Origin of the sequence: Pseudobutyrivibrio sp. ACV-2, from assembly GCF_900107545.1 — a bacterium.
In the GTDB taxonomy this organism is placed as follows: domain Bacteria; phylum Bacillota; class Clostridia; order Lachnospirales; family Lachnospiraceae; genus Pseudobutyrivibrio.
In genome coordinates, this window is the sequence record NZ_FNQZ01000002.1 from 360471 (window position 1) to 386291 (window position 25821).

Sequence of the window (25821 nt, forward strand, 5' to 3'; positions counted from 1 at the left end):
GAAATAGTTGATATAATGATTTTAGACAAGAATGCAAGAAAGACATTTCAAGCGTAATAACAAAAAAGCTAGGAGTTGCCGCTCCTAGCTTTTTTTATTCCTTTAAATGAGAAACCAATTAAATCTAAAATTAAATCGATCATTGTATTATCCCACTTTCAACTTATCGCATTTAAGTCATAACACAAACTCCGAAAAATGTTGGCTTTAGAAGTAAACTGCACATTTTCGGAGTTACCTGCATTAAAAGCTGTGTCCGCCTCCAGATGATGAGGATCCGCCTCCTGAAAATCCTCCACCACCTGATGACCAGCCTCCTCCGCCAGAAGAACCGCTGTCGGATGCATGTCTGGTTCTTTTACTGTCGTAGATAACTGCCGAAGCACCTATGGCTGCACCTGCTACCACAGCGGCTGCCATTCTGTCTGTTGCGCGGGCGCTGGCCTTTCTATTCTCACTCATTGCCCAGAAAAAGGTGAGCAGGAATCCAAACACAATGGAGAGCAACGCAGCTACTATGTATCGCATTGGTCGAAGGATGAAGCCTGCACTTAAAAGGGTGTTTACCTGGTCAAAGCCCTTTACAAAGCAGCTATAATATTCGCCTTTTGAAGCGTATTTGTAAATATTATCTGTAACATCTAACGCATCTGCATCTGATAAATTTTTCTTTGCTGTTCCATGCCCTGAAAGGAAAATCTGACGATTATCCATATCGATAATGAAAACAACTCCAGGGTCATTCATAGTATAAATATCTGTATAGTATGCATCTGCCAGAGCGTGAGTATTCTCATAGTCATTGTACTCAGCTGTGATTGCCATATAATTGTAGTCTGCACTCAAGGATGCCAGATATGTTTGAAGCTCAGTTTCCTCTTCCGATGACAAAAGATCTGCATCATCAATAACGTATACATTTGTATCTTTTGCTTGGACTGTCAGTGGTACTATCAGCATAATGGCTACCGCAAGCCCTAGCATATATTTTAAAATATTACGCACGTTCAAGCCCTCCTCCCTTTTTCATAAACTGAGGAGATGGTCTGGTTGCAAATCTGTTGAACTCATCTACCACTGCGTGGATGGAATATATGATTATTCCAAAGGCTACGATTAATGCTCCATAATAGAAAACATCATTTGGAAGATTTATAAGCCTAATGAAAATGGCCAATAACCATCCTGCAAGGCCTGTCAGCATTACCTTTTTCTCCCCCTGTTTCACAGTAAATAAGCTTAGAATTGCAAATATCACGCTGCAAAAATAAAGCATTCCCGAAACAAGTGCTCCTGCTTGTGCTACACCAAATATAAAAATGATAGCTATCATAGCCATAACTAAAAATAAAGCAACTGTAAGTCCAAAAGTCCCCATCGGCTTTTTCTTTGCCTGCTTTTTTGCTTCCTCGGATAGATTTTCAGGGGATTTAAAATATCCCTTATCGTTTAAATGCAAGTCTCTTATGTAGGTTTCCTTTGCAAGCAATGCACCTGTAAATGCAATAACAGAAGAAACAAATGCCGCCACAGCACATAGATTTTTAACCTGAAAACTAAAATTAAAAATAAAGCTTGCTGCAATAAGTACTGCAAATATTATCAGAGATACTACCGCTGCTTTCTTAAATAATTTCGACTTTTCTATAGGCATATCTGTATAAAGCTTGCCTGTGACACCATTGACAATGGAGTATGCAACTCTGTCACCATAACGGGTGGTCAAAAAATACAGTGGCATATAAGCACCCTCTATGCCGTCAAACTTTAGACTGCTTGTTATCTGACTTGTGATCGGTTCAACCATACCAAGGTCTGGTGAATAACCTTTTGAATTTGCTGTTACCTGCTGTTTTAAATATTCTGTAGCCTTATCGAAGGATTCCTGCTGATAAAGAGCCTGATCCACCGATGTATTTTCCACAAAAAAGCCTGCCAGGAAATTTGGATTAAAGTTTTCCACTCTATCAAGAGCAAACGGCTCGATATGCTCCGCAATGGAATCGTCCAAAGCCTGAGATGCGTCGTATGGTATCTTTACTGAATCAACCTTCAAATCCACTGAAACATCTGCCTTGTCCACGTAATCATAGGAGCCCTTGGTATAGCTTTTAACGCCTTTATAAGTGACTGTATCATTAATGGAATACTCATAAAAATAATATGGTACATAAAGGGGCACCATTTTTTCAATATTGTCATCGTCATTCAGACCATCTGGTGCGAAATGCAGTCCCTTTGTAGCTTTCTCATATCTATTTTTAGCCTGCTTTTTGCTGATTTCAAAGGGCATAATGTATTTAGGTGTACCATATTCAGAAAACTTCTCCTGCATGGTTGCCTGGCTGCCACAGTATGGGCAGAACTCCATACCATCATTGTCAATCAGCTGTATTTCACCGCCACAATTAGGGCACTGGTACACGCCTGTTGTTATGTGATCAGTGCCTATTTTATCGTCGGCTTTGTATTTATTTACATCATGTAGATTCCCGCAAGACCCACATTTAAGCTTTTGTTTTGGAATATCAAATTTTAGTTGCCCACCACAATCCGGGCAAGGAAACATTGTTGCCATCTAAATTTCTCCTGATATCCTGATATTACTATGGGCGCTTTGTTCCGCAGTTTGTGCAGAAGTTTCCATAGTTTTCATTTCCACAGTTTGGACAGAACCATCTATTCTGCTGAGGTGCTCCCTGAGGCTGTGGTGCGCCCTGTGCGCCTGCGAAGTTCTGCTGACCTTGCATAGGCTGTCCACCCATCTGATTCATAGCTGCCCCCTGATTTAACAGGTCTGCACCATTGGCACCACCTGCCTGCATAGCCATACCCATTCCAAAGAAGCCCATTGCAGCTCCATTTGAGTTGCTTGCTGCTGCTCTCATTGCGTCAGCCTGAGCCTGAACAAGTGTAGCACCTGCCATAGACTGTGAGCGAAGTGCACCTGACTTCTGAAGTTCCTTTAAAGTTGCGGCATCCTCATCAGGTATAATTGTAGAAAGAATCTGAACAGATGTGATGGCAAGACCATATTTTTCTGTCCAATCATAATTAAGCTCATCTGCCATTGCTTCAGAGATTTCCTTTGTATAGCCAGGAATGCCTGATGGTCTGATACCCATGCCTGAAAGCTTGCCTAAAGCTGGCTGAAGAGCCTGTACAAATGTGGCTCTAAGCTGGTCCTGAATATCCTCGATAGTATATTCATCCCTTACATTTCCTGCGATCGCTGTGTAAAGCTGTGTAGGGTCTGATACTCTCATGCTGTAGTTTCCGTTGCACTTGAGGTTGGTATCCATATCAAGACCGATGTTTGCATCTAAAATTCTAAATGGAATTGGACTTGGTGTGCCAAACTTAAGTCCTGTAATGTCCTTTGTGTTTACATAGTAGACTCTCTGCTGAACAGGCTTTTCTCCACCAAATGTAAAACGTCTTCCAAATTCCTTGAATACATTGGCAAAATCCCCAGCGAAAATTGACGCAGAGCCATTGTCTTCCCAAGAATAAGCACCTGCTTCCGCAGCAACATCAATAATCTGGCCCTGGTCTACAAGAAGTGCCACCTGACCCTCGTTGACGATTACTACTGAATCCTTTGTAATAACGTCTGCATCACCTTTGGTATTTGAGCTTTTGCCTGATACCTTGTGTGTGGCTCTCTTAAGAAGCACTTCTGATGACATTGAATCACATACGAAGAATTCTTTCCATTGGTTTGCAAGCTCACCTGATACGGAGCCTTTGAATGACTGGATTAATCCCATTTTTGTACCCTCCCGAAATTGATTTTGTAGTTTAGATTATAGATTATAAATAATTACCGAATTTATTTTATTGTAGCATAGTGGGAGTAAGGGGACAAATTGTTTGCGCGAAGGGGGGGGGATTTCAAGGGCTTTACGTACGGCCCTCATCCGTCAGCTATGCTGACACCTTCCCCCTGAGGGGGAAGGCAGACACCTCATCCGGCCCTGGCGGGCCACCTTCCCCTCTAGGGGAAGGCTTCAATAAAAAAAAATCCCAGGCTGGCGCCTGGGACTTTACATTAATTTATTTTGCGGATGCTTTTAGAAGAGCTACGATTTCAGCCTCTGTTGAAAGGCTAAGAACCTTTTCTGCTAAAGCGTCTGCTTCTGCTTTTGACCACTTAGAGATGATGCTTCTAGCTGTGAGGACGAGTACTGGGTTTACTGAGTACTCGTCGAGTCCGAAGGACATCAAAAGTGGAATCATGAGTGGATCAGCTGCTGCTTCGCCACACATACCAACTGGAATACCAGCTTCGTTACCAGCCTTGATGATGTTCTTGATTGAACGAAGAACAGCTGGCTGGAATGCTGAGTAAAGGTATGCAACATTTGCATTTCCTCTATCTACAGACATTGTGTACTGTGTTAAATCGTTTGTTCCGATTGAGAAGAAGTCTGCTTCCTTTGCAAGCATGTCTGCAATAAGAGAAGCTGCTGCTGTTTCTACCATGCATCCTACCTCAATCTTGTCATCGAAATCAACACCTTCAGCCTTGAGCTCCTGCTTGCACTCTTCTACGAGAGCCTTTACAGCACGAACCTCGTCTACACAAGTAACAAGTGGAACCATGATTTTAACCTTGCCAAATGCACTTGCTCGAAGGATACCTCTAAGCTGAGTTTTATAAATATCAGGATTTGCGAGGCAGTAACGAACTGCTCTGTATCCTAAGAATGGATTTTCTTCTTTTTCGAGGCCAAGATAAGGGATGTCCTTATCGCCACCGATATCAAGTGTACGGATGATAACGCATCTGCCACCCATAGTCTCAACAGCTTCCTTGTAAGCAGCAAACTGCTCATCCTCTGATGGAAGATGTGGCTTGTCCATGAATAAGAACTCTGAACGGAAAAGACCGATACCTTCGCCGTCACACTCGATAGCCTTTTTAGCATCCTTTGGTGTACCGATGTTACAGAAAAGCTCTACCTTGTCACCATCAGCTGTAAGAGTCTCCTTACCAAGGAAGTTCTTAAGCTCTGCCTGTGCACGGATGAACTCTTCACGCTTAATAACGTACTTAGAAACAACTTCACCGTCTGGATTAATATATACATCACCCTCTGTACCATCGACGATAGCAGTATCCTTGTCCTTTACGATTTCTGTAATACCAGGAACAGAAAGAACTGCAGGTATCTCTAAGGCTCTAGCAAGAATTGCTGAATGTGATGTCTTTCCACCAACCTCTGTGATGATTCCGACAACGTTTTCCTTAACAATCTGTGATGTCATTGAAGGTGTAAGGTCGTGAGCAACAAGTACTGTACCTGGTGCTACCTTACTGATATCAACATCTTCTACCCCAAGAAGAATCTTAAGCAAGCTGATTTTGATGTCTGAGATGTCTGATGCACGCTGACGCATCATATCATCTTCCATTTTAGAGAACATGCCGATGAACATATCGCAAACTGCTGTAACAGCTGCCTCTGCACACTGACCTGCCTCAATCATCTTGTTCATCTCGCCAGCCATTGTAGGATCAGCAATCATAGCAAGGTGACCTTCCATGATTTCTGCTTCCTTAGGACCGATGTTCTTGCGGATGTTTTCGGCCATTTCTGCTGTCTCAGCCTTGAACTTTTCGATAGCTGAGCTGAATCTTGCTTTTTCTGCATCTGTGTCATCGATGTGCTTTGACTCAAAAGATAAGTCGCGGTCTACGATGAGGCAAATGCTACCAATACCTATACCTCTCGATGCTTCTATGCCTTTGTACATAGATGTTTTCCTCCTTAATCTAATGAAGAATTAGTCTCCGAGACCGCTTTCAACGAGCTCTACTGCCTTTGCAAGTGCTGCTTCTTCATCAGCACCATCGCAGATGATTTCGATTTCAGCGCCACACTTAATGCAAGCTGCCATAAGCATCATAACGCTCTTTCCATCGTACTGCATACCATTGTAGCCGATCTTAACATCTGACTCGAATGGTGTAACTGCTGCAGAGAAAACTGTAGCTGGACGCATGTGCATACCCTGCTCGTTTGTAACCTTAACTACTTTTGAAACCATAATATAAAACTCCTTTCGTTTCAACGCGTATTAAATCCCTAAAAAAGTACTTATATACTTTATAGAAAAACACTTGATTTGTCTATCATTGTTTTTCTACAAAATATATACGAAAAACGTGTATTTTCAAACGAATTAAACAATTTGGCTAACAATAATAGAAAGATGAGGGGGCGCGGTTTTTGGGTCCCCTCATCTGGGATTTGGTGGGAATTTTGGGGCTTTGTTGGTAGCCTTTAGGCTGTGTAGCCCTCATCCGTCAGCTTAACAGCTGACACCTTCCCCCAGAGGGGGAAGGCAACACCTCATCCGGCCCTTTCGGGCCACCTTCCCCTCGAAGGGGAAGGCTTATTTATTATTCTTCTACTGTTTTCTTTAAGAGTCCGAGAAGGAGGCAGCTTGCTGCTGAGCCGATTGCAAGTGCTACAAGGTAGAGTGCCCAGTGGCCTACTACAGGGAATACGAAGATTCCACCGTGTGGAGCCATAAGTGTGCATCTGAATACCATTGAAAGTGCACCAGCGAGACCTGAACCAACCATAAGTGATGGGATTACGTGAAGTGGATCAGCTGCTGCGTAAGGGATAGCACCCTCTGTAATGAAGCAGAAGCCCATGATAAAGTTTACAGGGCCAGCTTTTCTTTCAGCTACTGTGAACTTCTTAGGGAAGATAAGTGTAGCAAGTGCGATTGCGATTGGAGGAACCATACCACCAACCATAACTGCTGCCATAATCATCCAGCCTACTTCGTTCTGCTCTGCAAGTGCTGCTGTACCAAATACGTATGCAGCCTTGTTAAGAGGACCACCCATATCTGTAGCCATCATTGCACCAAGGATAATTCCGAGTGGTACAAGTGATGTAGTACCCATGCTAGAAAGAACACCTGAAATCCATGCGTTAAGTGCACCAACGATTGGGTTGATTGCGCACATGATGATACCAATTACTGCGATACCGCAAAGTGGATAAATAAGTACAGGCTTGATACCTTCAAGAGACTGTGGAAGCTTGTCGCAAAGCTTCTCAAGCCACTTCATAAAGTAACCTGCTGCGAAACCTGCTACTAATGCGCCAAGGAAAGCTGAAGGAATAGCTCCACCTGGATTTGCAAATGTAGCACCACTAGCTGCAAGCGCACCACCTACGAAACCAACTGCAAGACCTGGTCTGTCAGCAATTGACTGAGCGATAAATCCTGCAAGGATTGGAAGCATGAAGCCAAATGCTGTACCACCGATATTCTTGAACCAAGCAGCTACTGGTGTGTTTGTACCGAAGTTGCTAGGATCGATTGAGTAATCATCAAGTAAGAATGCGATAGCGATAAGGATACCACCACCGATAACGAATGGAAGCATGTGTGATACACCATTCATTAAGTGCTTGTAAAGCTGACGTCCGATTGACTCGTTTGCATCATCAGACTTTTTAGTAACAGCACCTGTGTGATGATATACAGTAGCTGTCTCTGCCTTCTGGAATAAAACTTCTGGAGTATGGATAGCTTCCTTTGTAGAAGCCATAACTACCTTTTTGCCGTCGAAAACGCTCATGTCAATGTTCTTGTCACAAGCTACGATAACTGCATCTGCCTCAGCAATTTCAGCAGCTGTAAGAGGATCCTTTGCTCCTGCTGAGCCGTCCTTCTCTACTCTGAAAGAAATGCCAAGCTCTTTAGCCTTAAGCTCAAGAGACTCTGCAGCCATAAATGTATGTGCGATACCTGTTGGACATGCTGTAACTGCAACTATTTTCTTTGTTGCAGCTTTTGCTGGAGCAGCTGCCTTTGTAGCGCCGTCCCTTTCAGCTTCCTTTGCATCGATAAGCTTTAAGAACTCATCAACTGACTTTGCCTCTACAAGAGTCTTGCAGAATGCCTTGTCCATAAGAATGGTCATAAGCTTTGATAAAACTTCAAGATGTGTATCAGCACCACCCTCTGGAGCTGCAATCATGAATAAAAGATTGCTTGGGTTGCCATCAAGAGACTTGTAATCTACACCTGATGGACATGTGATTGCTGTAACTCCTGCCTTTGCTACAGCTGCTGACTTTCCGTGAGGAACAGCAATACCATTACCAATTGCTGTTGACCCTTTTTCCTCGCGCGCAAGAATAGCTTTCTTGAAAGCTGCCTCATCCTTTAAATTGCCTACTTCGCTGTGAAGTGCGATGAGTTGGTCGATTGCTTCATTCTGGTCAGCTAATCCAACCTGAAGCTTGATCCCTCTAGGATCAATGAACTCTGAAATTTTCATATTCCCTCCTACAATGCTTTATACAATTTTTCTATATCAGCAGCCTTTGCGAGGCCGTCTGAGAACGCTGTTGCGGAACCTGAAGCGGTTCCCATCTTAAGTGCTGTCTCGTAGTTCTTCTCCTTCATATACCCTGCTACGAAACCTGCAACCATTGAATCCCCGGCACCTACAGAGTTTCTAACTGTTCCCTTTGGAACACCGATTCTGTAACGCTTGCCATTTTCATCAACAAGCATAGCTCCATCTCCCGCCATAGAGATAAGTACATTTCTCGCACCCATCTTTTGGAGCTCAAGTGCACCTTCATATATCTCATCGTCTGTCTCAAGTGTCTTTCCTACGATTTCACCAAGCTCGAAATTGTTTGGCTTGATAAGGAATGGATGATACTTAAGTACGTTTGTGAGCAAGTCTTTTGTTGCATCAACAACAAACTCGATTCCCTTGCCATCAAGCATTGAAAGAATCTTTTCATATACATCATCTGGAAGTGAATTAGGAATTGAACCTGCAAGGATTAAAACATCACCCTCTACAAGTTTTGAAAGCTTATCGAAGAGCTCCTTTTGAGCTTCCTCGTCAATCTTTGGTCCCTGAGCGTTAATCTCAGTTTCCTCGGTAGCTTTAAGCTTGACGTTAATTCTAGAAATGCCTTCCTTAAGCTGGATAAAATCTGATTCGATGCCAGCAGCCTGAACGCCTTCAACAATAGCGCGACCTGTGAATCCAGCAACAAAACCAAGTGCTGTACTCTTAAGTCCAAGTTCCGCCAGAACCATGGATACATTGATACCCTTTCCACCAAAATAGTATTCCTCGCTAGATGAGCGGTTGGTCATGCCTGGGAGCAAGTCACCATCCATTCTTACTACATAATCAATAGCAGGGTTAAATGTAACCGTATAAATCATCGCTTTACCTCCGTTTTCTTATTCACTGGTAACAATTACAGTTGTGTGATTTAAATATTCTTTAACGGTGAGCTTGTTTGTAATAATTGTGCAATCACCGATATTAGCAAATGTAACTGAGTTGATTTCGTCGAATTTGGTGTGATCCGCAAGTACGTAGGAAACGTAAGAATGGCGAATCGCCTCGGTCTTAATCATGGCCTCATCGACGTCCGGTGTGGTAAAGCCAGCCTGAATTGAAATACCATTAGTACCCATAAATGCTTTAGTGAAATGATATTTGCGAATGAACTCTACACAATCCGGTCCAACAACTGCCTCTGTGGCACCTTTGAGCCTGCCGCCAATCATAATAGTTTCAAGGCCCTTTTCCATGAGGCGCTTTGCATGAACTACACCATTTGTGATGTACTTTGCGTTGTGATTGGTGATGTATTCAATCATGGCAAGTGTGGTGGTTCCTGCATCTATATAAACAAAGTCGTTATCTGCAATGAGCTCTGCAGCGTAATGGCTAATGCTGTCCTTTTCGACAACATTTTTCTGAGCCTTCATTTTGACTGCGTCTTCTTTGGTGTTAACATGCTTTGAAGTAATCGCAGTGGCACCGCCAAATACCTTTATCAGCTGCCTGTTACGATTGAGTGCATTAATATCACGTCTGATGGTGGCGGCAGAGGTATCCAAAAGCTCTACCAGCTCATTTACAGATACTGCCTTTTTTTCATTCACTATTTCGACTATTAGTGCACGTCTCTCTTCCGTAAGCATTAGTTTCCCCCTGAACATCTTTGCTCGTTTTTGATTACCTTAATGCAAATATAACACGCTTTTGTTTTTCTAGCAATCATAAACAATCACGAGAGGTCACAAATAATCAAATTCTGTCACTTTATACATTTTTCGGGCTGTAGTTTTGTGATTTTTGCCAAGGCAAATGCCCAGGCGTTGATTAAATTTTCTCTTTTTTATGCTTCTCCTTATCTAAATACATATTTTTATCTGCTTCATCGATGCATTTTCCAAGGTCTTCAAAATCCGAATAAACAGAATGGCCGATGGACACCTTGATTGGTATCATAGTAGTAGCCATCTTCTCATATCGTTTAAGCCCCATGTCAATTTCGTGTCTTATATTATCGATTTCCTGCATATCTTTATGCTGATGTAAAATCAAAAATTCATCGCCTCCGTACCTGAATACCACGCTATCATCTAAAGCTACACGGCTAAGCACTTTACTAGTTCTCTTTAAAATCTCATCGCCATAGTCATGACCATACATGTCATTAATCTGCTTGAATTTATCAATATCGAGTATGATAAGTGTAAAATCAGTTTTGTCACGATTGTACTGATCTATATATTTTTGAACGATTTTCGCAAATCCACGACGATTATACTGTCCTGTCAGGGCATCAGTAATAGACAGCATCTCCAGCTTCTCCATTTCCTCAAGCTCTTCAGTAATATCCCTGAAGTAGCCAACCAGACCTGCTATCTTTCTATCTTTTATGTAAGGCCTCTTGTATGCCTTAATTTTGCGCACCTGTCCTTTGACGATGCATTCACCTTCCACAGCTTCAATGGACTTTCCTTCATTTATGACTGCAAGTTCATCCCGCTTAAATGGTTCAGGATTAATATGCCAGCCCATTTCCTCGTCTGTTTTACCAAGGATTTCTTCTACAGACTGCAGACCGTAATAATCAAGGAACATCTGGTTTGCTCCCTTGAATCTGCGGTCTTTATCCTTCCAAAATACACCTGCCGGCAAGAATTGAAGAATACTTTCAAACTCAGGCTTCTTGTCCAGTATTTCTACGGTGCCATTTTCATCTGTAACAATCTCACGCTCCTGCGCCAGATTCATCTGCCTGCTTATTTCATTGCAAGCCTCTGTCACACAGCTAAGGAGGAGGTCAGTGTTTCCAAGTCGCATAATAGAAAGGATTATTTCTTTCCACACATAGGTTTTTCTGGCATCTTTCAACCTGAAAAAGCCCACACTTATACTCATTGGTTCATCATGCAGACGCTGTTCTACAGTGGTTAAATCCATGAAACTCTTGAAATAACATTTATCATCAGGATGAACTCTCTGTTCAGCCAAATCGTCTATAACCTTTCTGGCAGTCTTATTTGAAAAGTCTACGTGTAGTCTGTTGTCATTCAGGTATACATTTTCAAAGTAATCATCATGTATTCCAAACAAATCAACACACTCATACTGGGAGAACATTGCCCAGCTGATAGTGTTTAATCTATTATCATAATTTGAATCTATGAATCGTGAGAGTACTCTCATAGAAACCAAAAATGCGTCCCTACGGCCTGTTACGTCTGCGCATATATGGCGCACTCTCAGGTTTATGATATGTCCTCCCTTCACAAAATCCATATTTCCTATCCTGTTTTCTACTTTACTGCTTTCACACACCGCCAAAAACTGTTTGTGATTCATTTCCTTGCCTTCAACAGGGCTATTGAGCAGTTTTTCTAAGTCCTCAATACTATCAGCATTCAGAAAAGATACGGTGTTTTTAAAGTCGTCATTTGCATGAAGAATTGTCCAGGTGTCATTCTCTCTGATATAAAGTGCGAGGGGCAGAGGGCTTTCAACTACTGAGCTGTTCACATTTTGAAGAGGATTTTGGCGCAACACATCCACAAGACCGATGGCCTCGCAAAATAATCTTTGCTCGAAACACTCTAATTCTCTGCCATTTCTTTTAACATTTTTCAAGCTTTCCATATAAGGCATAGGACGACCTATCAGGTAGCCCTGAATCATTTCGCAGCCTATACTTTTCAGGAAATCGTACTGCTCCTGTGTCTCGACGCCTTCTACTAAGGTATGGATTTTTAAGTTTTTAATCATGGAAACGATGTGCTTTAAGATAACCTTTCCGCCATCGTGTGTGTCAAAATCGCTTAGGAAATCCATGTCGATTTTGATAAGATCAAACTCATAGCTTTTTAGGACGTTGAGTGAAGAGTAGCCACTGCCAAAATCGTCCATCCATACTATGTAGCCTTTTTCTCTAAGCTTTTTTATCTGTTCCCTAATAAACAGAGGGCTGTCCATAAGGGCGCTCTCAGTTACTTCAAAATGGAACATATTTTTAGGACACTCGTATTCCTCCATTTTTGCATCCAGGTAGGAAACCACATCCATTGTCTCAAAATCAATTCGGGACAGATTTATAGATACAGGCACAACCTTCATTTTGCCTCGTACATCGTCCCGATATCTGGAGAATACTTCCTCCATTACATAACAGTCTACCTTTGGAATCAGGCGATATTCCTCTAAAACCGGGATAAATTCGTTAGGGAATACCACGCCCTTTTTAGGGTCAATCCAACGAACCAGTGCTTCCCAGCCGCATACTTCTCCTGTGAGAACACGTACAACGGGCTGATAGTAGATTTGTATATATTTATTTTCAATGGCTTCTTCCAAGCTATCGAGGATTTCCTGTTTTCTCTTTAAAGAGCCTCCCAGGGCATCATCGTAGAAGCGATAGGCCATATCATATTTCTTTTTGATGCTGGTGCAGGCCATTCGAGCCCTGTCGCAACAGCGGATAACGTCTTTTTCGTCCCCTTCAACCACGTAAATACCAGCTTTTACCTCAATATTGATTGAGCGCTGAACCAGCTTTATACGCTGTCGGATATTTTTGATTGCAGGGATAATCTGGGTACTATTTGTAAGAACTGCAAAATGATCCCCCGAGAAACGGGAAACCAGCTGACCATAAAATACATCATTAATGATGTAGCCCAATGAGATGAGCAGTTCATCTCCCAGTTCATAGCCATAGTTTGCATTGAATATTTTGAAATTATCTAAATCGAAAAAAACAAAGATATATTCCTGGTCGGGGTCCTTTTCATCCAACACTTTCTGGGCACACTCGTAGAAGGTCTGCTTATCAAGCAAACCTGTGAGTTCATCTATACATTTTCTCTGTTCACCAGTGTCACCCATACATTTACCTCTAAGTGGATATTCCCAGCCTTTAAAAATTGTAGCATTAAATTGTGAACATTTTGTCTATTAGATATGTAGAAGTGTGATGTTTATTCGCCTGATTGTATCTGATGTGACAAATAGCAGCCTATTTTTGCAATAAAAGCTAAAATATCATCTTTTAGTTCTGGTGGGAAGGAGTCTAAAACCGGGGCAGTTTCAAAGCTAAGGGTACCATTGAAGCCTATATCTCTCATTGCCTTAATAAAGGCTGGCCAGTTGGTTGAGCTGGTGTTGTCACGGGTCTTTGTGAAGGTGAATGGGACCTGGTGGAGATCTCTGACTCCGTCATTGTCATGCAGATGGAGGACTTTGATTCGGTTGCCAAGTGTGTGAAGGAAAAAGTCAAAGTCCAGGTGAACCAGATTTCCATGGCCGATGTCAAAACAAAATCCCAGCACTTCTGCGTTATAGCGCTGGTTGAAATCGTCTATGCGTTTTGCTGCCTTGACAGGGTCACAGCATGGGCCTTCCGTGAGGTGGCCTGCTCTGCTGTTGTATAGATTTTCAACGCAGATAGTGATGTTATTTTCCGCTGCAAATGGAGCTATTGTATCAATAAACTGGGCTGTTTTCTCCCACTCGGCCTCCTCACTGCCTAGTAAATCTGCCAGCTTGAAGCCATGGATTACTATGTAGGGACACTCTAAAAATTTGCAGATTTCCATGCTTTTTTTCGCCACCACATTTTGCAAATAATCGTTGGTAGCCTTGGGAGCGCCTGGCACATATGTGGGATATGGCATGTGCATTTGGTTGATGCAAATGCCGGCTGCGGTGGCCGCCTGTTTGTGTGGTGTGAAGTAGGCTTCTAACTCTTCTATTGATTTGTCGAAGAAATCATTGATTTCGCCTGCGTAGATTTTTTTGTTGTAAAGGTAGGCGTTGAGACTAAAGTCGCAGGCTGTGAAGCCGGCGGCTTTAAGCTGATTGAAGCCCTCTGAAGGGTTATCGTCTTTTACTACGCCTTTGGTTTGAACTCCTATGTCTAGCATGGTGGGGGTCTCCTTTTTGGTGGGTGGCTACTATTCATAGTATACCTGGGCTGGAATGGTTCTGAGTTACTGGCACTATATATGTGCTCAATAGTTCTAAGTTCAAAAGCATTCTTCAAGGCGCTGGACTTTTCTGCGGAACTCGCTTCAAACATTCTTTAAATGACTATACACATCGTGCTCAAACAGTCCTCGAAAAGTCCATTGAAGAATACTTTTTCACTAAGAACTATTGGCTGATTACATATATACTGCCAGTAACTCAGAACCATTCCTCACTAAACTATAGTACTGAATAGTAGCCACTTCATTACAATATCTCGTCGTTGAATATTACGATTGGGTTTGGTAGGTCCATGGATATGAGTTGGGTTACGATTTCGTCGTAATACATGTTGCAGATGATGATGGCGGTGTCAGGCGGCAGGTCTTTTAGACTCTTGGGATCTTTGATTTCAAGTCCATAAGCTGTTTGGCCCCAAAGTGCAGGATTATTATCGCATGTAAATAGAGGTGTATTATCTACACCAAAATGTTCCATATATACTTTGCACATGTTACCTGCACCAAAGAGTGCCCTTGATTCGTATTTGCGGATTGTGTCCTCTATTGATATCAGGTACTCGAAGTAGTGGCCTATCTCAATGATACGGCTCGACATCACAGGTTTCATCAGGCCTGGGAGGTTCCACTGTGTGGAACTTATATCAATTAAAATGTCACCTTCAAATTTTATTTTTCTGATGGCCTTTATTATGCCTCCCCAGTTTATCCAGCTTTGACCATTAGAAGCATTTGAAAATGGCAGGGCGGCAGAGTCTTCCTGTCCATTATTTTCTATTGGGATAATCAATCCTAGTTCTTCTTTGAGGCCATCTATCAACTCTGGAATGTTTTGTCCGCACAGATTTGCTACGCCTGTATCTAATGCCAGTTTAAATGGTTTGTTCGCGTATGCCCTGTTCAGGTTTTCGATAAAATCCTTTAGTTGGTAGGCATCTGATAGGAAGCCTCTGTTATAACTTCCGTTATATATGTCGTATTGATTTTTGATGAGGATAGTGATGTCTGTGTCCTTTAAGAGCTCTGCTACCTCAAGATACATTTGGGTAATTTCATCTTTTTTCAGGGAAGTTTTTTTATCCCATGCATATGGCTCTATCAGGATAGACCTACAGCCCAAGTCTTTAGCTGATATGATGCTCTCTTTAAAGAGTCGCTCCATGGCTGCCTTGGGACGGGTTTTTATTTCTTTTTCCTGAAAGCACAAGGCCTTGGATAGTTTTATTTCCTTGCCCTGAGTCACTGATTTTTTCATAAATGCTTCAGCCAGAAAATGAATGCCTTCATCGCCATCCATTACAGGTGGTTTCTTGAATCGGTTGTAATCTATATAGTCGCTGGTTGTGATTACTTTCATATGTTTCTCCATAAAATATGTGTGTTAATCAATCCGTATTTTCGATATTTTTTGCAGTTTCGGTATTCTCCCGGAGCTGCTCCTTCAGCATGGTGGAGCTTACCTCCTCGGTGTATGGGAAAAATATCAGGTCACTGCCTCGCTGCCTTAAGTACTCCCTGGTGGCGAGCCAGTTTGGGTCGTTCTCATAATCACTTCCTGAAAACTGAACGTCAAACTGGTAGGTGTTGTATGCGTATTCCGAGCCTGCGTCCTCTATTGGAATGGTGACTGCTTCGTCCACATATCTGCAGCCCTGCACTATGGCAAATCGCTGAATGAATGGGATTACAGGTCTGGTCTTTTTGTATTTAAGAATCTGCTCATCGGTGACAATGCCCACTATCAGATAATCGCACTGCTCCTTGGCACGTCTCAGCAGGTTCAAATGGCCCACATGAAACATGTCAAAAACTCCAGCTACGTAGCCTATGTGGTATTTCTTTGGAGGGGCATCTGCAGTGGCTGTTGGAATGTGCTTTGGTGGCTTTGGATAGGTTAGCCAAGGGTTGAAAATACCTATGTGTGTGATTCCCATTTCTTTTAGCTGAGTTAGAACCTCATCGTAAAATTTGATGCAGATGAACACTTTTAGGCCTGTCTTTTCGGTGAGAAGATGAGCCGGTTCGTAAATACGTATTCCCTCAAGGTCTTTTCCCCACTTTGCACTATTGTTATCAATTATTCCTGCTATCACATATTGGTCTCTGAATCTTTTAACAAATTTTGTAGCGTAGTCTCCTGAGCCGAAGATATATAATTTTTTGCCGTCGGCATCTTTGAAAATATCAGTGAATAGTTTTTCGTATTCCGCTTGTGGATAATCCATACGAAAGCGGTTGTTGGTGAGTGTGCCGTGATGTGGTTGCACCTTTCCATAGTATGCTTGCAGTTCATTGTCATTTATGAAATCCAACAAATGTTTTCTTATCTGAAGTCTGAACATTTCTGCATGTGTGGATAGATTGAAATGGTCAAGCACCTGCTGCAAAGGCATTAGTTTTTCTCCTTCATTCCAACCGGCATAGACCACCTCGATTGTCCTTAAAAATATTGCATTTGCTGGGAACTGCCTGATATAAAACTCCTGGTCAAAATACAGCGGGCCTGTCTCTGTCCTAAAACAGTTTATCGGGGCAAGATCCAGATAGCCACGCTCTAAGATAACTCCGATTGCAGCTTTATCTTCCTCTGTGCCATGGGCCAGGTCACGCCATTTATAAAGTTCTGGGTCGTCAGGCTTTCTTTTCTCCCAGTAGGGATCAAACTTTGTCCAGTCCACTTCATCATAGGACAGGTTATTTGAAGAGTGTTCTATGATATTTTTAATAGTTGTAAGTGTTATGATGAAATCATTCTGACCATTTTTGATAAGAGTGTCACGGAGATAGTCTGTCAAAATCTGGCCCTTGATGAATGGTGTCTCGTAACCATTTTCCGTGAAGTTTCCTGTAATTACAGGCACGCCGCGGTCATTAAGATATCTGGCATTTTCATCTGTCTCTTCCAGACTTTTTAGGCCTTCTGGATACATGTTCTTTTTTACAACCTTATCCGTATATACGATAGTGGCCTGGGCAGCCTCAGGCTTACGGCCTGTCTGCACAGTGATTTCCTGTATGGATTTTATGTCTGTGATTTCATTGGATATAGCTTCACTTGAATCTATCTGACGGCACACAAACAAATAACCATCTGCCATGGTATGTAGCAAGCCATGCTTCATGAAGTCATCATATATGCTTGCTTTATCTAAAAATACTGATTCCGGTGCATTGTAGATTCCCTGAAGTCTTCCGTCAAAGCGCTCATTTGGCGTCTCCCCATATTTCACCATTATCTGCGGGCGGAAAAGGTTTGGGAATAGGGAAAAGGTGGTAACTGTTTCAAGACCTGCAGTTGTTAACATCTCTTCTATTTCAAGCTTTGTATAGCATCTGCCATCCATTTCCTTCATTCTATGTGGGACAATTCTTTTATAATTGTCAAGACCATCCAGCACATGCCCTGTGGTAACGTCTTTATCGCCCACCACCTGTCCTATATTTAGCCTGTTAAATGTTGCAAGAAAGAGGATGCCGTCACCCTTAAGGAGTTTCCTGATTTGAGCTAATAATCCTTTTGGCTCCAGCGTGCTTTCCAATCCTGCTGCAACGATGATGTAATCATATCCACCATCTACAGTGCCAATTTCCGAGATATCCACACTTTCTGCCTTGATTCCCACATCTTCAAATACAGAAAAAAGCACCTTAAAGGCAGGATACCTCCCTGTGATTAAAAGTGCTTTTGTATCCTTTTTGAAATTGTACCAACTGATGAGCCCCCGTGGTAAATCCTTCACATATCTGTTAACGTCCATGCTCTCTCCCCAGATTGTCCTTAATCATCCCTCATTCGTCCTAAAGTTAAGATGAATATACCACAATGAAGAAATAGTTGGTGATGAAGTTGTGAATTTTTGGTGGGGCAGTAAATAATAATGCAGATTATCGAGCATTATTGCTGCAATCTACATTGAGTTCTCACTGTTTTAGTGAAATTTTACCTTTCTAATATTTAAAAATCACTGTTTTTTCAAAAAACAGTGATTTTTTGTTCTACTCAATGCCAGAATTCACGAATACATCATAAATCCGTTGATACCTGTATCCCTTTTTCATTACACTGGAATCTGGAATAAGTATACCTAAAGTAACCAACTGATCAATTACTTTGGAGACAACATTTACAGATACTCCAGAAGCATCCACTACTTCCTTTTTGGTAAAAACTATTTGTTTAAATATTACCGGCATAATCTTATACACTGAATTTCCTTTTACAGCCTCAATAGTCTGCATATCTTCCTTATAGATTTTTTTGACTTTTTCAAGTTTGTAGATATAGGCTGAACACTGATCAATGGTGCATTGTAAAAAGAATTTAATATACCCCATTACGTTTCCTCTTCTCATTTCCATGAGATTTCTCTGGTAGGAAGGTTTGTATAATTCAATAATCTCTGACATATAAAGCATAGGTCTGGTCTCATCCAAAACTGCCATCTGTACTGGTATAAGTGCCCTTCCTAATCTTCCATTACCATCTTTATAAGCATGTATGGTCTCAAACTGTGCGTGTGAAAGCGCCACGTTAATTAAAAAAGGGTCTATGAACAAACTATTCATATACTCATATAGGTTTATCAGTAACCCATAGACTTGCTCTGGAACAGGCGGTACAAATGTAGCCGTTTCCAATGTACATCCTCTTGGTCCAATCCAATTCTGCGTAGTCCTTATTCTTCCTGGCGTCTTCTCTGAGCCCCTTACACTATCCAATAGTATTTTGTGCATCTCATTTACCAGTTCATAGGTAATTCCGCCTGAAATATTACTCTCTGCGTAGCCAATTGCTCTTTTTAGATTTTGTATTTCCTTATTATCGTCTGTTTTTTCCATATATTTCAGGTAAAACATTTCATCCTGAGATATCTGAGTTCCTTCAATCTGTGTAGATTTATAGCTTTCTGTTAATAATACTGAATCTAAGAAATATGATGCATCAAATTCCAAAGTATTAAGCATGGCTTTGTACTCACCATACTTTGTATTCGCCTCAGATAGTAATCTAAGAAACTCCTTATCCATTTCATATTCTAAAGGCATTGTTTTTGCAATATACGGTTCCATTTCTACTCCTAAACAAGATTTTTTCACTATTTTAATCAAATTATAGTATTATAAGAGCAAAAAATCACTGTTTTTTCAAAAAACAGTGATTTTTCATCTTCTACATATATCCGTCACTCTTAAAAACCTGAGGCATTCGTGATTACACCTTTCATGGAAAATTCTAGTATAAGATGAGCATTATTCTTGATAATTACTTTAAATGAGTTCATTTCGTCCTCTGAATAGCTAACTATATCTTTCCATTCATAATCTGGCGAACCGCAAGTAGCCTTAATTTAATATTGATATTAGTACTCACCGTTCTCCAATAATAACAAATCCAAATATCTCACAAGTTTCTGCTGCTTACCCAAATCCAACTTTCTAAACTTTTCAATCAAGTCGCTATATTCTGAGTAGGAACTGCTTACAGATGTCTTTTTTTCTGAAATCTCTAGTAATTCACTGGGATTAATCTCCAATGCTTTGCATACCTCTACTATTTTATCGGCACCTGGTGTCTTCCCCTTGCGCTTCCAGTCGCTAATTGTACTCTCTGGTATCCCCGTCATCTGCGACAAACTCTTTTGAGATATTCCTCGTTCTTTAAGTAGTGTAAATATTTTTTCGTTAACTATCATCTCTAGTGCTTCTCGATTCTTCTAAAAAAAGCGGTACAATAATACCGCTTTAAAAGATAATATTATAAATATGGTAAAAATGTCGTTCCTGCAACAACAAGTTTCTGTGCCGGCTTGTGCTTAGCTGAGTCGCCAGGCAGTTTTCCCAATTCTTTTAATAATCGCTCTTCTTCTTTTTTCAAGTCTTTAGGAGACATGTTTAAGTACCTTTCGGAAATCTTAAATGTATCGTTTTCCATTATCATCAACACACACCTCCTCAAAATCTATATCAAAATAACTCTTCATATTTTCTAATGCCAGTATCTGTGCTTCACACTCATTATATCCCCTGGAAAAATAATCAGCAACCTTAATCTCATAATACTGAGGGTTGATATATTCACCTGCCGAATAAAAATATACAGCGCCATTATGGCAAATAACTAACCCTGCAAAGTATTCATTAGTATAGTTTGTATTAAAATCATCTATACTTGGAGGAAAACTACTTGGATGCGTGTGTACCGTTAACAAAAAACTATATTGATCCTTTTTATATTTCCTAATTGTTGAGATAGTCTTTCTAGAATACTCAATTCTACCGTCTATAGCAGCATCTGTTTCCTCAGCAACAATTTGGCATTTTCCAACATCAAGCCAGAACATATCCTCTCTATGTGTTCCGGTTCTGTGTATCAGCATACGTTTTGCTAAATCATATATCAATCTGTTCAATGCTGGATTATCTGAAATAGTATCAAACTTTCTCCTGTAATCACTACTATCAATATATGATTTATTAATCTGAGTTTCTTTATTCCTCCCTAATCTCTGTTCTTCTTTTTCTAACACTTTTTAAACCTACTTCTAAAATCAAGTAGATTTATTGTAATTCGCTATAGCGTATTTGTCAATTATAAAATTTTCCTGCCTGATACAATACCCTTGTGTATAGAAACCATTCTACATAGCAAATCTTGTTTATCATTGTATATATGATACCAACACTTCTATACTTAAACCTTCCCTTATTTCGAAGATTTTTTCTTCATTCACTCCAGCAGACATTAGCTGGCGCTTTAACTCTGGCGTACTTTTTCGACCGGTGATAATATATCTGTAATCCGTATTTACGTTTTTCATGTCTGGCTTTTGGACTATATAGCCTAATAAGTTTTGCCCTACTATGGCAGGGTTGTTGTCTACTACTTTTTTTATAGCTTTGACACCAAGGATTTTTTGAGCTAAAAGTACCTCCTGTCCTATGCCTGCCGCACCCCACAGAATGCAATTAGTTTCATTTTTAAGAATTTGAAGCAGACTAGGTAATCTATCTATTGCTTCTTCTACTAACTTCAGACTGTTTAAATCAACGATGCCTTCTTCTACTGCCTGCAAAAATTTCTGTCTAGGTACAGAATGAAGTCGCTTGGCATTCCATAAATATGAACCCTTTTTTACCAATTCATAAAATTCTACTGCATCCGGTGTTTCTAAACTCCTGGTTTTCAACTCATTTCTAAGCCAGTCAAATTCTTCCTTGATACACAAGTACTTGCTGTCATCTTTGGTTGATGATTTTACATTGTCCACCCTGTACAGGTAAATAGGCTTTTGAGAGAATTTTATTTTCTGTGCATAAAGCGCGCATAATACACTAAAACCTACATCCTGATAAGATGCTCCTGGGCTTTCGTTGCAGATAATGTGATTGTCTGTGAGGAATTGTTTTCTGTAGAGACCAGTCCAAATATGGGTGTAGGCATTTATCCTGTATTGCGGTTCATGATTTATCTCTATGATTCTTTCATGATCTTCTGCAGGAACCAAAGAGCAAGGCAATAATATCCGCTGAGTGCCTTCTCTGAGGAACATTGTAAAGCTTCCTTTTACATAATCGACTTCTGGCTCCATAGCTGTGATAAGCTCTTGTAAAAAGCCAGGGTCATATTCATCATCTGATTCTAGAATAGCTATATATTCACCAACAGCTGCTGCAATACCCACATTTATCTTATGACCATAGCTAGAATTTGAATCTGCAATTATTCTAATACGCTGATCCAATTCAGCATAGCTTTCTAGCATAGTAAGTGAATCATCATCTCCACTTACTATAAAAATGGCCTCAAAATCAGCAAAAGACTGCACATTTAGGCAGTCTTTTATCCTTGGAATATATTTAGCTGAATTATGAATTGTTATGATGATTGAAATAGTAGTTTTTCTGTTCATGATTTCTCTCTATGAGGCATAAATGTCAAATCCCCTAATAAAATCGCCAACTATTAAAATTGGGGAATAATTATATTGGTAAATCCTAAATCAGTTGCATTTTTATATAATTCGTCACAATACTTTGTCGATGATATAATGACAACTACATTTTTCTTCATAGGTATCCAGTCACTTATCACAGCCTCGTTGGAGTTCTCGGATTGAGTTACAACAAATGTGTAATTACTAATTCCTCTTTCTACAAGTAGTTCTTCGACAGCTTCTCCAACTTTACCTCTTCCATATATCAAAACTCTATTGCTATTTCTAATTATATCCATCTGGCTTTTTGAAAATTTATATGGGAAATAACCTTTGTAGAAACCCGCCTGAATCAGAGGTAATACATGCTCAGTTTGTATATATTTATACCTATAATCATCTGGGAAGCAATCAATGTCTTTGTATCTACTATATAAAGCATTTGCCAAAGACTTTAAATATGTAAGTATCTCATCTCTTAAAGAATAACTAGGCTCATCATCCAATTCGAACGGGATGTGCTAACAAATAATCTTTTCTCTCAGAGTCATCCCCATATCTCTTAGATACTGCAAACCCCAAGAAATTTATATCTTCAGAATTATTTAATTCTTTCGCCACTATCTTTCCTTTATTTCCAATTCCAAACACTATCACTGGTTTCCCGTTTTTAAATAAACTAGTATCATTAATTAATCTTTCTTAGGAATAAGTCCTCCGCATACTTTATAAACTTTTTCATCATATTCTAGTAATCTTTTTTCTATTTCATTACTATCAGTCCTGTTCATAAAATCTAATGTTTTCATATAAATACGATTTATATATTGAATAATAGATTTAGGCAATTTACTCTCATTATCATAATGCACTAGCATCAACAGCTCATATATATTTATCCAACCTGCAACACAAAAATCACTTAACTTCTTGAATGTCACCGAATTACTATTTTTATAATAACTATATCCGTAGCGTTGAGTATAATACTTTACCCTTTCTGCATTTATTAATACTTTTAATGAAAAAAGCGCATCTTCATTTATATAACCTTCTCCAAAACGAATATTATTCTTGTTAAGATAATCCCTATTGATGATATATAAACAAGAAGATTCTCTGATTGTCCCCTTTTTAACTATTATTTCAAATAATTCTTTCCCAGGCATATAATCATCGATTGCTTCATCCAACATTGATGAATTTGTCCTGTTAGCATTAGTAATTCTAATGCTGTCAAAAACTGCTACATCTATTTTCTTTTCAAGCGCTTCATCTATAATCTCATTCCAATTAATATCATTAATTTCATCATCGGCATCAACAAACTGAATAAATACCCCTTTTGCCACACTTATGCTCTATTACGAGAATAGCTGTTGACCGCTCCGTTTATTTCATGTATTGCTTTTGCCATAATAATTGTTTATTTTATCTCAATATAACTGATTTGCTACCATGTAATAACAACTGAATAATATCAATTTCTGGATTCTTGCCCCATGCAACGCTACTCACAGTTTTATAGTATTCTTCATCTGCTTTTCTTTTTAAATAAATACTATCGTTCTTCTCCGTATTTAATGAAGTAAAACATACTTTTTTCTTATATGGTAGCTCATAAAATTTTCTTATTATATCTTCATTATTTGTGTACATAGTCACAAATAAGTTATTCCATTCTATTCTCTTTTTTCTCTTATTCCAGCAAAAAAGTGCCTGTTCATAGCTACTATAATGATTAAAAAATAGCTTTATATCGTCACATAAACACACTGGATAATTAATATCTAAATCTTTATTATATAAATATTCAATCACTTCAAGATTTGTTTCTATATAATGTTTGGGCTCACCTAAAAACTTAATATAATCACCTTCTTCTAAAAACATATTAATAAAAGGCGATTTAAACTCTAGTCCCAGTCTATGATAAACTATCCCTCCCCAACAATTCATTGAAAAAATCGAAGGGACATTATTTATCAATTTTTTCAAATCATCAAATTTCAAATCTGGATATCTTAATACAGGATAAAAAATTATTTTTCTTTCTGGAAAGCCAACTTTGATAGCCTCATTTTTTATTTCAGTCACTGATTTTGCCATAATAATAACCAAATCATAGTCTTCCGCATTAATATCCATTTTGTTAATATACTTGTATCCATAAAAAGTGACTGCATCTTCATTTCCAGTAATGGCTATAACTTTTATGTCTCCTTTTGTTTCAAAATACTTTATTAAATTAATATTCTCTATCAGAATTTTTCCCATTCCCCATAGCAAACATTTATACATCATCTATTCTCCACCTAAAAAAAAATCTTTATAATAATTATATGGCTTCTCCCATATTACTTTTTCATCATCAATTCCAATCGTTTTCAATTGATTCCACATTTCATCTGCTTGCATTTTGCTATCAACTGAACAAACTATATAGTCATAATCGATTTTCATTAACTCATTCATATCCAGAGGTTGTACACCTTCATATGTACACCTCTCTTTATTATCTAAATACCCTAATACCTGACACTTGTTATTTTCTTTCAATATTTTTATATATGATTTACCTACATTTCCTAATCCAAATATTATAATGCGCTTATTATAAATTTGATCAATCATTTCACACGAGTACATCGGTAGTAAAGCACAATCAGAAAAACCCATTTTTACTCCAGCAGAAACAAGTTCATAGGATATTCTTCTCTGCAATTGTATAAGCATAGAAACATTATTAAATTTTTCTATTTCATGCTTAATGTTTCGGTACAATATCGCTCTTTCAGCTATATAGTTTTCATTACTTTTTTGTGACATACCATTGGTATTAATGACATAATTATAGAAAGCCCTATGGGATATACAAATACTAGCGCTATTCAATATTGCTAATATATTAAAATAAAAGTCTTCTTCATCTAATATAACTTCCTGTAATTTGTTGAATATATTTTTTACTACATCGCTTCTGTACAGTTTATTCACCATGTTATTTGTTATCCCACCTATTACTTTTCCACCGCTATAGTGCGAATATATAATCAAATTATTTTGTAAATAATCATCATTTACTCTATAAACCCCCTCTGCTAAATTGTCATTCCAAATTTCTATTTGATTAGTGTTTGAATTAACTCGTTTTATTGATGATGATACTATATCATTATTTTCGATCATCAATATCAGATTTTCATACATATTACAATCTATCCAGTCATCTGCATCTACAAATCCGATATACTCACCTTTTACATTTTTTATCCCTTCATTTCTAGCAGATTGTTGCCCACCATTCTCTTTATTAATTATTCTTATTCTACTATCACAAGCAGCTAATTCTGTACATTTCTCTAATGTTGAATCTGTAGAGCCATCGTTCACCAGTATTATTTCAATATTCTTATATGTTTGATTTACAATACTATTTACACATTTTTCTATTGAACTCTCAGCGTTATACATTGGAACAATAACGCTTATCATTTTTATGCTACTCTTAACATCCATCATAATGTCCTTTACTGATAATTTTACGATTGATACTATT

The 25821-nt window shown here is 39.3% G+C and carries 22 protein-coding genes; all 22 read right to left on the minus strand.

The genetic code is table 11. The features are described from left to right. Positions 1-243: 243 nt before the first annotated feature. Positions 244-1005, minus strand: a complete 762-nt coding sequence (locus BLV53_RS04275; RefSeq protein WP_090297522.1) for a TPM domain-containing protein — start codon at positions 1003-1005, stop codon at positions 244-246. Continuing rightward, on the minus strand, positions 998-2578 hold the full coding sequence (locus BLV53_RS04280) for a hypothetical protein (protein ID WP_090297525.1): 1581 nt from the start codon (positions 2576-2578) through the stop codon (positions 998-1000). Before BLV53_RS04280 ends, BLV53_RS04275 begins: the two co-directional genes overlap by 8 nt. Before the next feature lie 28 nt (positions 2579-2606). Beyond that, positions 2607-3770 carry an SPFH domain-containing protein gene (locus BLV53_RS04285; protein ID WP_090297528.1) on the minus strand — a complete coding sequence of 388 codons (1164 nt, stop codon included), beginning with the start codon at positions 3768-3770 and terminating at the stop codon, positions 2607-2609. A gap of 286 nt (positions 3771-4056) precedes the next feature. Continuing rightward, positions 4057-5760 carry a phosphoenolpyruvate--protein phosphotransferase gene (gene ptsP / locus BLV53_RS04290; RefSeq protein WP_090297531.1) on the minus strand — a complete coding sequence of 568 codons (1704 nt, stop codon included), beginning with the start codon at positions 5758-5760 and terminating at the stop codon, positions 4057-4059. A gap of 30 nt (positions 5761-5790) precedes the next feature. Further along, positions 5791-6054, minus strand: coding sequence for an HPr family phosphocarrier protein (locus tag BLV53_RS04295; protein WP_090297534.1), 264 nt, complete (start codon positions 6052-6054; stop codon positions 5791-5793). Between the two features lie 355 nt (positions 6055-6409). Next, complete coding sequence (locus BLV53_RS04300) at positions 6410-8317, minus strand: PTS fructose transporter subunit IIABC (protein ID WP_090297537.1); 1908 nt, start codon at positions 8315-8317, stop codon at positions 6410-6412. Between the two features lie 8 nt (positions 8318-8325). Continuing rightward, positions 8326-9231 carry a 1-phosphofructokinase gene (gene pfkB / locus BLV53_RS04305; RefSeq protein WP_090297541.1) on the minus strand — a complete coding sequence of 302 codons (906 nt, stop codon included), beginning with the start codon at positions 9229-9231 and terminating at the stop codon, positions 8326-8328. An 18-nt stretch (positions 9232-9249) separates the two neighbouring features. Further along, positions 9250-10002: a DeoR/GlpR family DNA-binding transcription regulator gene (locus tag BLV53_RS04310; protein WP_090297544.1), complete on the minus strand. Its 753-nt coding sequence runs from the start codon at positions 10000-10002 to the stop codon at positions 9250-9252. A gap of 181 nt (positions 10003-10183) precedes the next feature. Beyond that, complete coding sequence (locus tag BLV53_RS04315) at positions 10184-13228, minus strand: EAL domain-containing protein (protein WP_090297547.1); 3045 nt, start codon at positions 13226-13228, stop codon at positions 10184-10186. A gap of 92 nt (positions 13229-13320) precedes the next feature. Next, on the minus strand, positions 13321-14265 hold the full coding sequence (locus BLV53_RS04320; RefSeq protein WP_090297550.1) for a sugar phosphate isomerase/epimerase family protein: 945 nt from the start codon (positions 14263-14265) through the stop codon (positions 13321-13323). A gap of 310 nt (positions 14266-14575) precedes the next feature. Beyond that, on the minus strand, positions 14576-15685 hold the full coding sequence (locus BLV53_RS04325; protein ID WP_090297554.1) for an apurinic/apyrimidinic endonuclease family protein: 1110 nt from the start codon (positions 15683-15685) through the stop codon (positions 14576-14578). A gap of 28 nt (positions 15686-15713) precedes the next feature. Next, a complete protein-coding gene (locus tag BLV53_RS16960; RefSeq protein WP_170830751.1) occupies positions 15714-18086 on the minus strand; it encodes an adenylyltransferase/cytidyltransferase family protein in 2373 nt (790 codons plus the stop codon). Between the two features lie 238 nt (positions 18087-18324). Then, positions 18325-19398, minus strand: coding sequence for a Fic family protein (locus BLV53_RS04335; protein ID WP_090297558.1), 1074 nt, complete (start codon positions 19396-19398; stop codon positions 18325-18327). Positions 19399-19688: 290 nt separating this feature from the next. Beyond that, positions 19689-20021, minus strand: coding sequence for a helix-turn-helix domain-containing protein (locus BLV53_RS04340; protein ID WP_090297562.1), 333 nt, complete (start codon positions 20019-20021; stop codon positions 19689-19691). Positions 20022-20083: 62 nt separating this feature from the next. After that, positions 20084-20266, minus strand: coding sequence for a hypothetical protein (locus tag BLV53_RS04345; RefSeq protein WP_090297564.1), 183 nt, complete (start codon positions 20264-20266; stop codon positions 20084-20086). Next, positions 20241-20855, minus strand: coding sequence for a hypothetical protein (locus BLV53_RS04350; RefSeq protein ID WP_090297567.1), 615 nt, complete (start codon positions 20853-20855; stop codon positions 20241-20243). Before BLV53_RS04350 ends, BLV53_RS04345 begins: the two co-directional genes overlap by 26 nt. Positions 20856-20987: 132 nt before the next feature. After that, positions 20988-22238, minus strand: a complete 1251-nt coding sequence (locus tag BLV53_RS04355) for a glycosyltransferase (RefSeq protein ID WP_090297570.1) — start codon at positions 22236-22238, stop codon at positions 20988-20990. 53 nt (positions 22239-22291) lie between these two features. Then, positions 22292-22768 (minus strand): hypothetical protein, encoded by a 477-nt coding sequence (locus tag BLV53_RS04360; RefSeq protein WP_090297572.1) that lies wholly within the window; start codon positions 22766-22768, stop codon positions 22292-22294. After that, positions 22761-22913: a hypothetical protein gene (locus BLV53_RS16965; RefSeq protein ID WP_170830752.1), complete on the minus strand. Its 153-nt coding sequence runs from the start codon at positions 22911-22913 to the stop codon at positions 22761-22763. Before BLV53_RS16965 ends, BLV53_RS04360 begins: the two co-directional genes overlap by 8 nt. 41 nt (positions 22914-22954) lie before the next feature. Next, entirely contained in the window at positions 22955-23614 is a 660-nt protein-coding gene (locus BLV53_RS04365; protein ID WP_090297575.1) for a glycosyltransferase family protein, read from the minus strand. Between the two features lie 79 nt (positions 23615-23693). Next, complete coding sequence (locus BLV53_RS04370; protein WP_090297578.1) at positions 23694-24566, minus strand: DUF1919 domain-containing protein; 873 nt, start codon at positions 24564-24566, stop codon at positions 23694-23696. Then, positions 24567-25784, minus strand: coding sequence for a glycosyltransferase (locus BLV53_RS04375; RefSeq protein ID WP_090297581.1), 1218 nt, complete (start codon positions 25782-25784; stop codon positions 24567-24569). Positions 25785-25821: the final 37 nt, after the last annotated feature.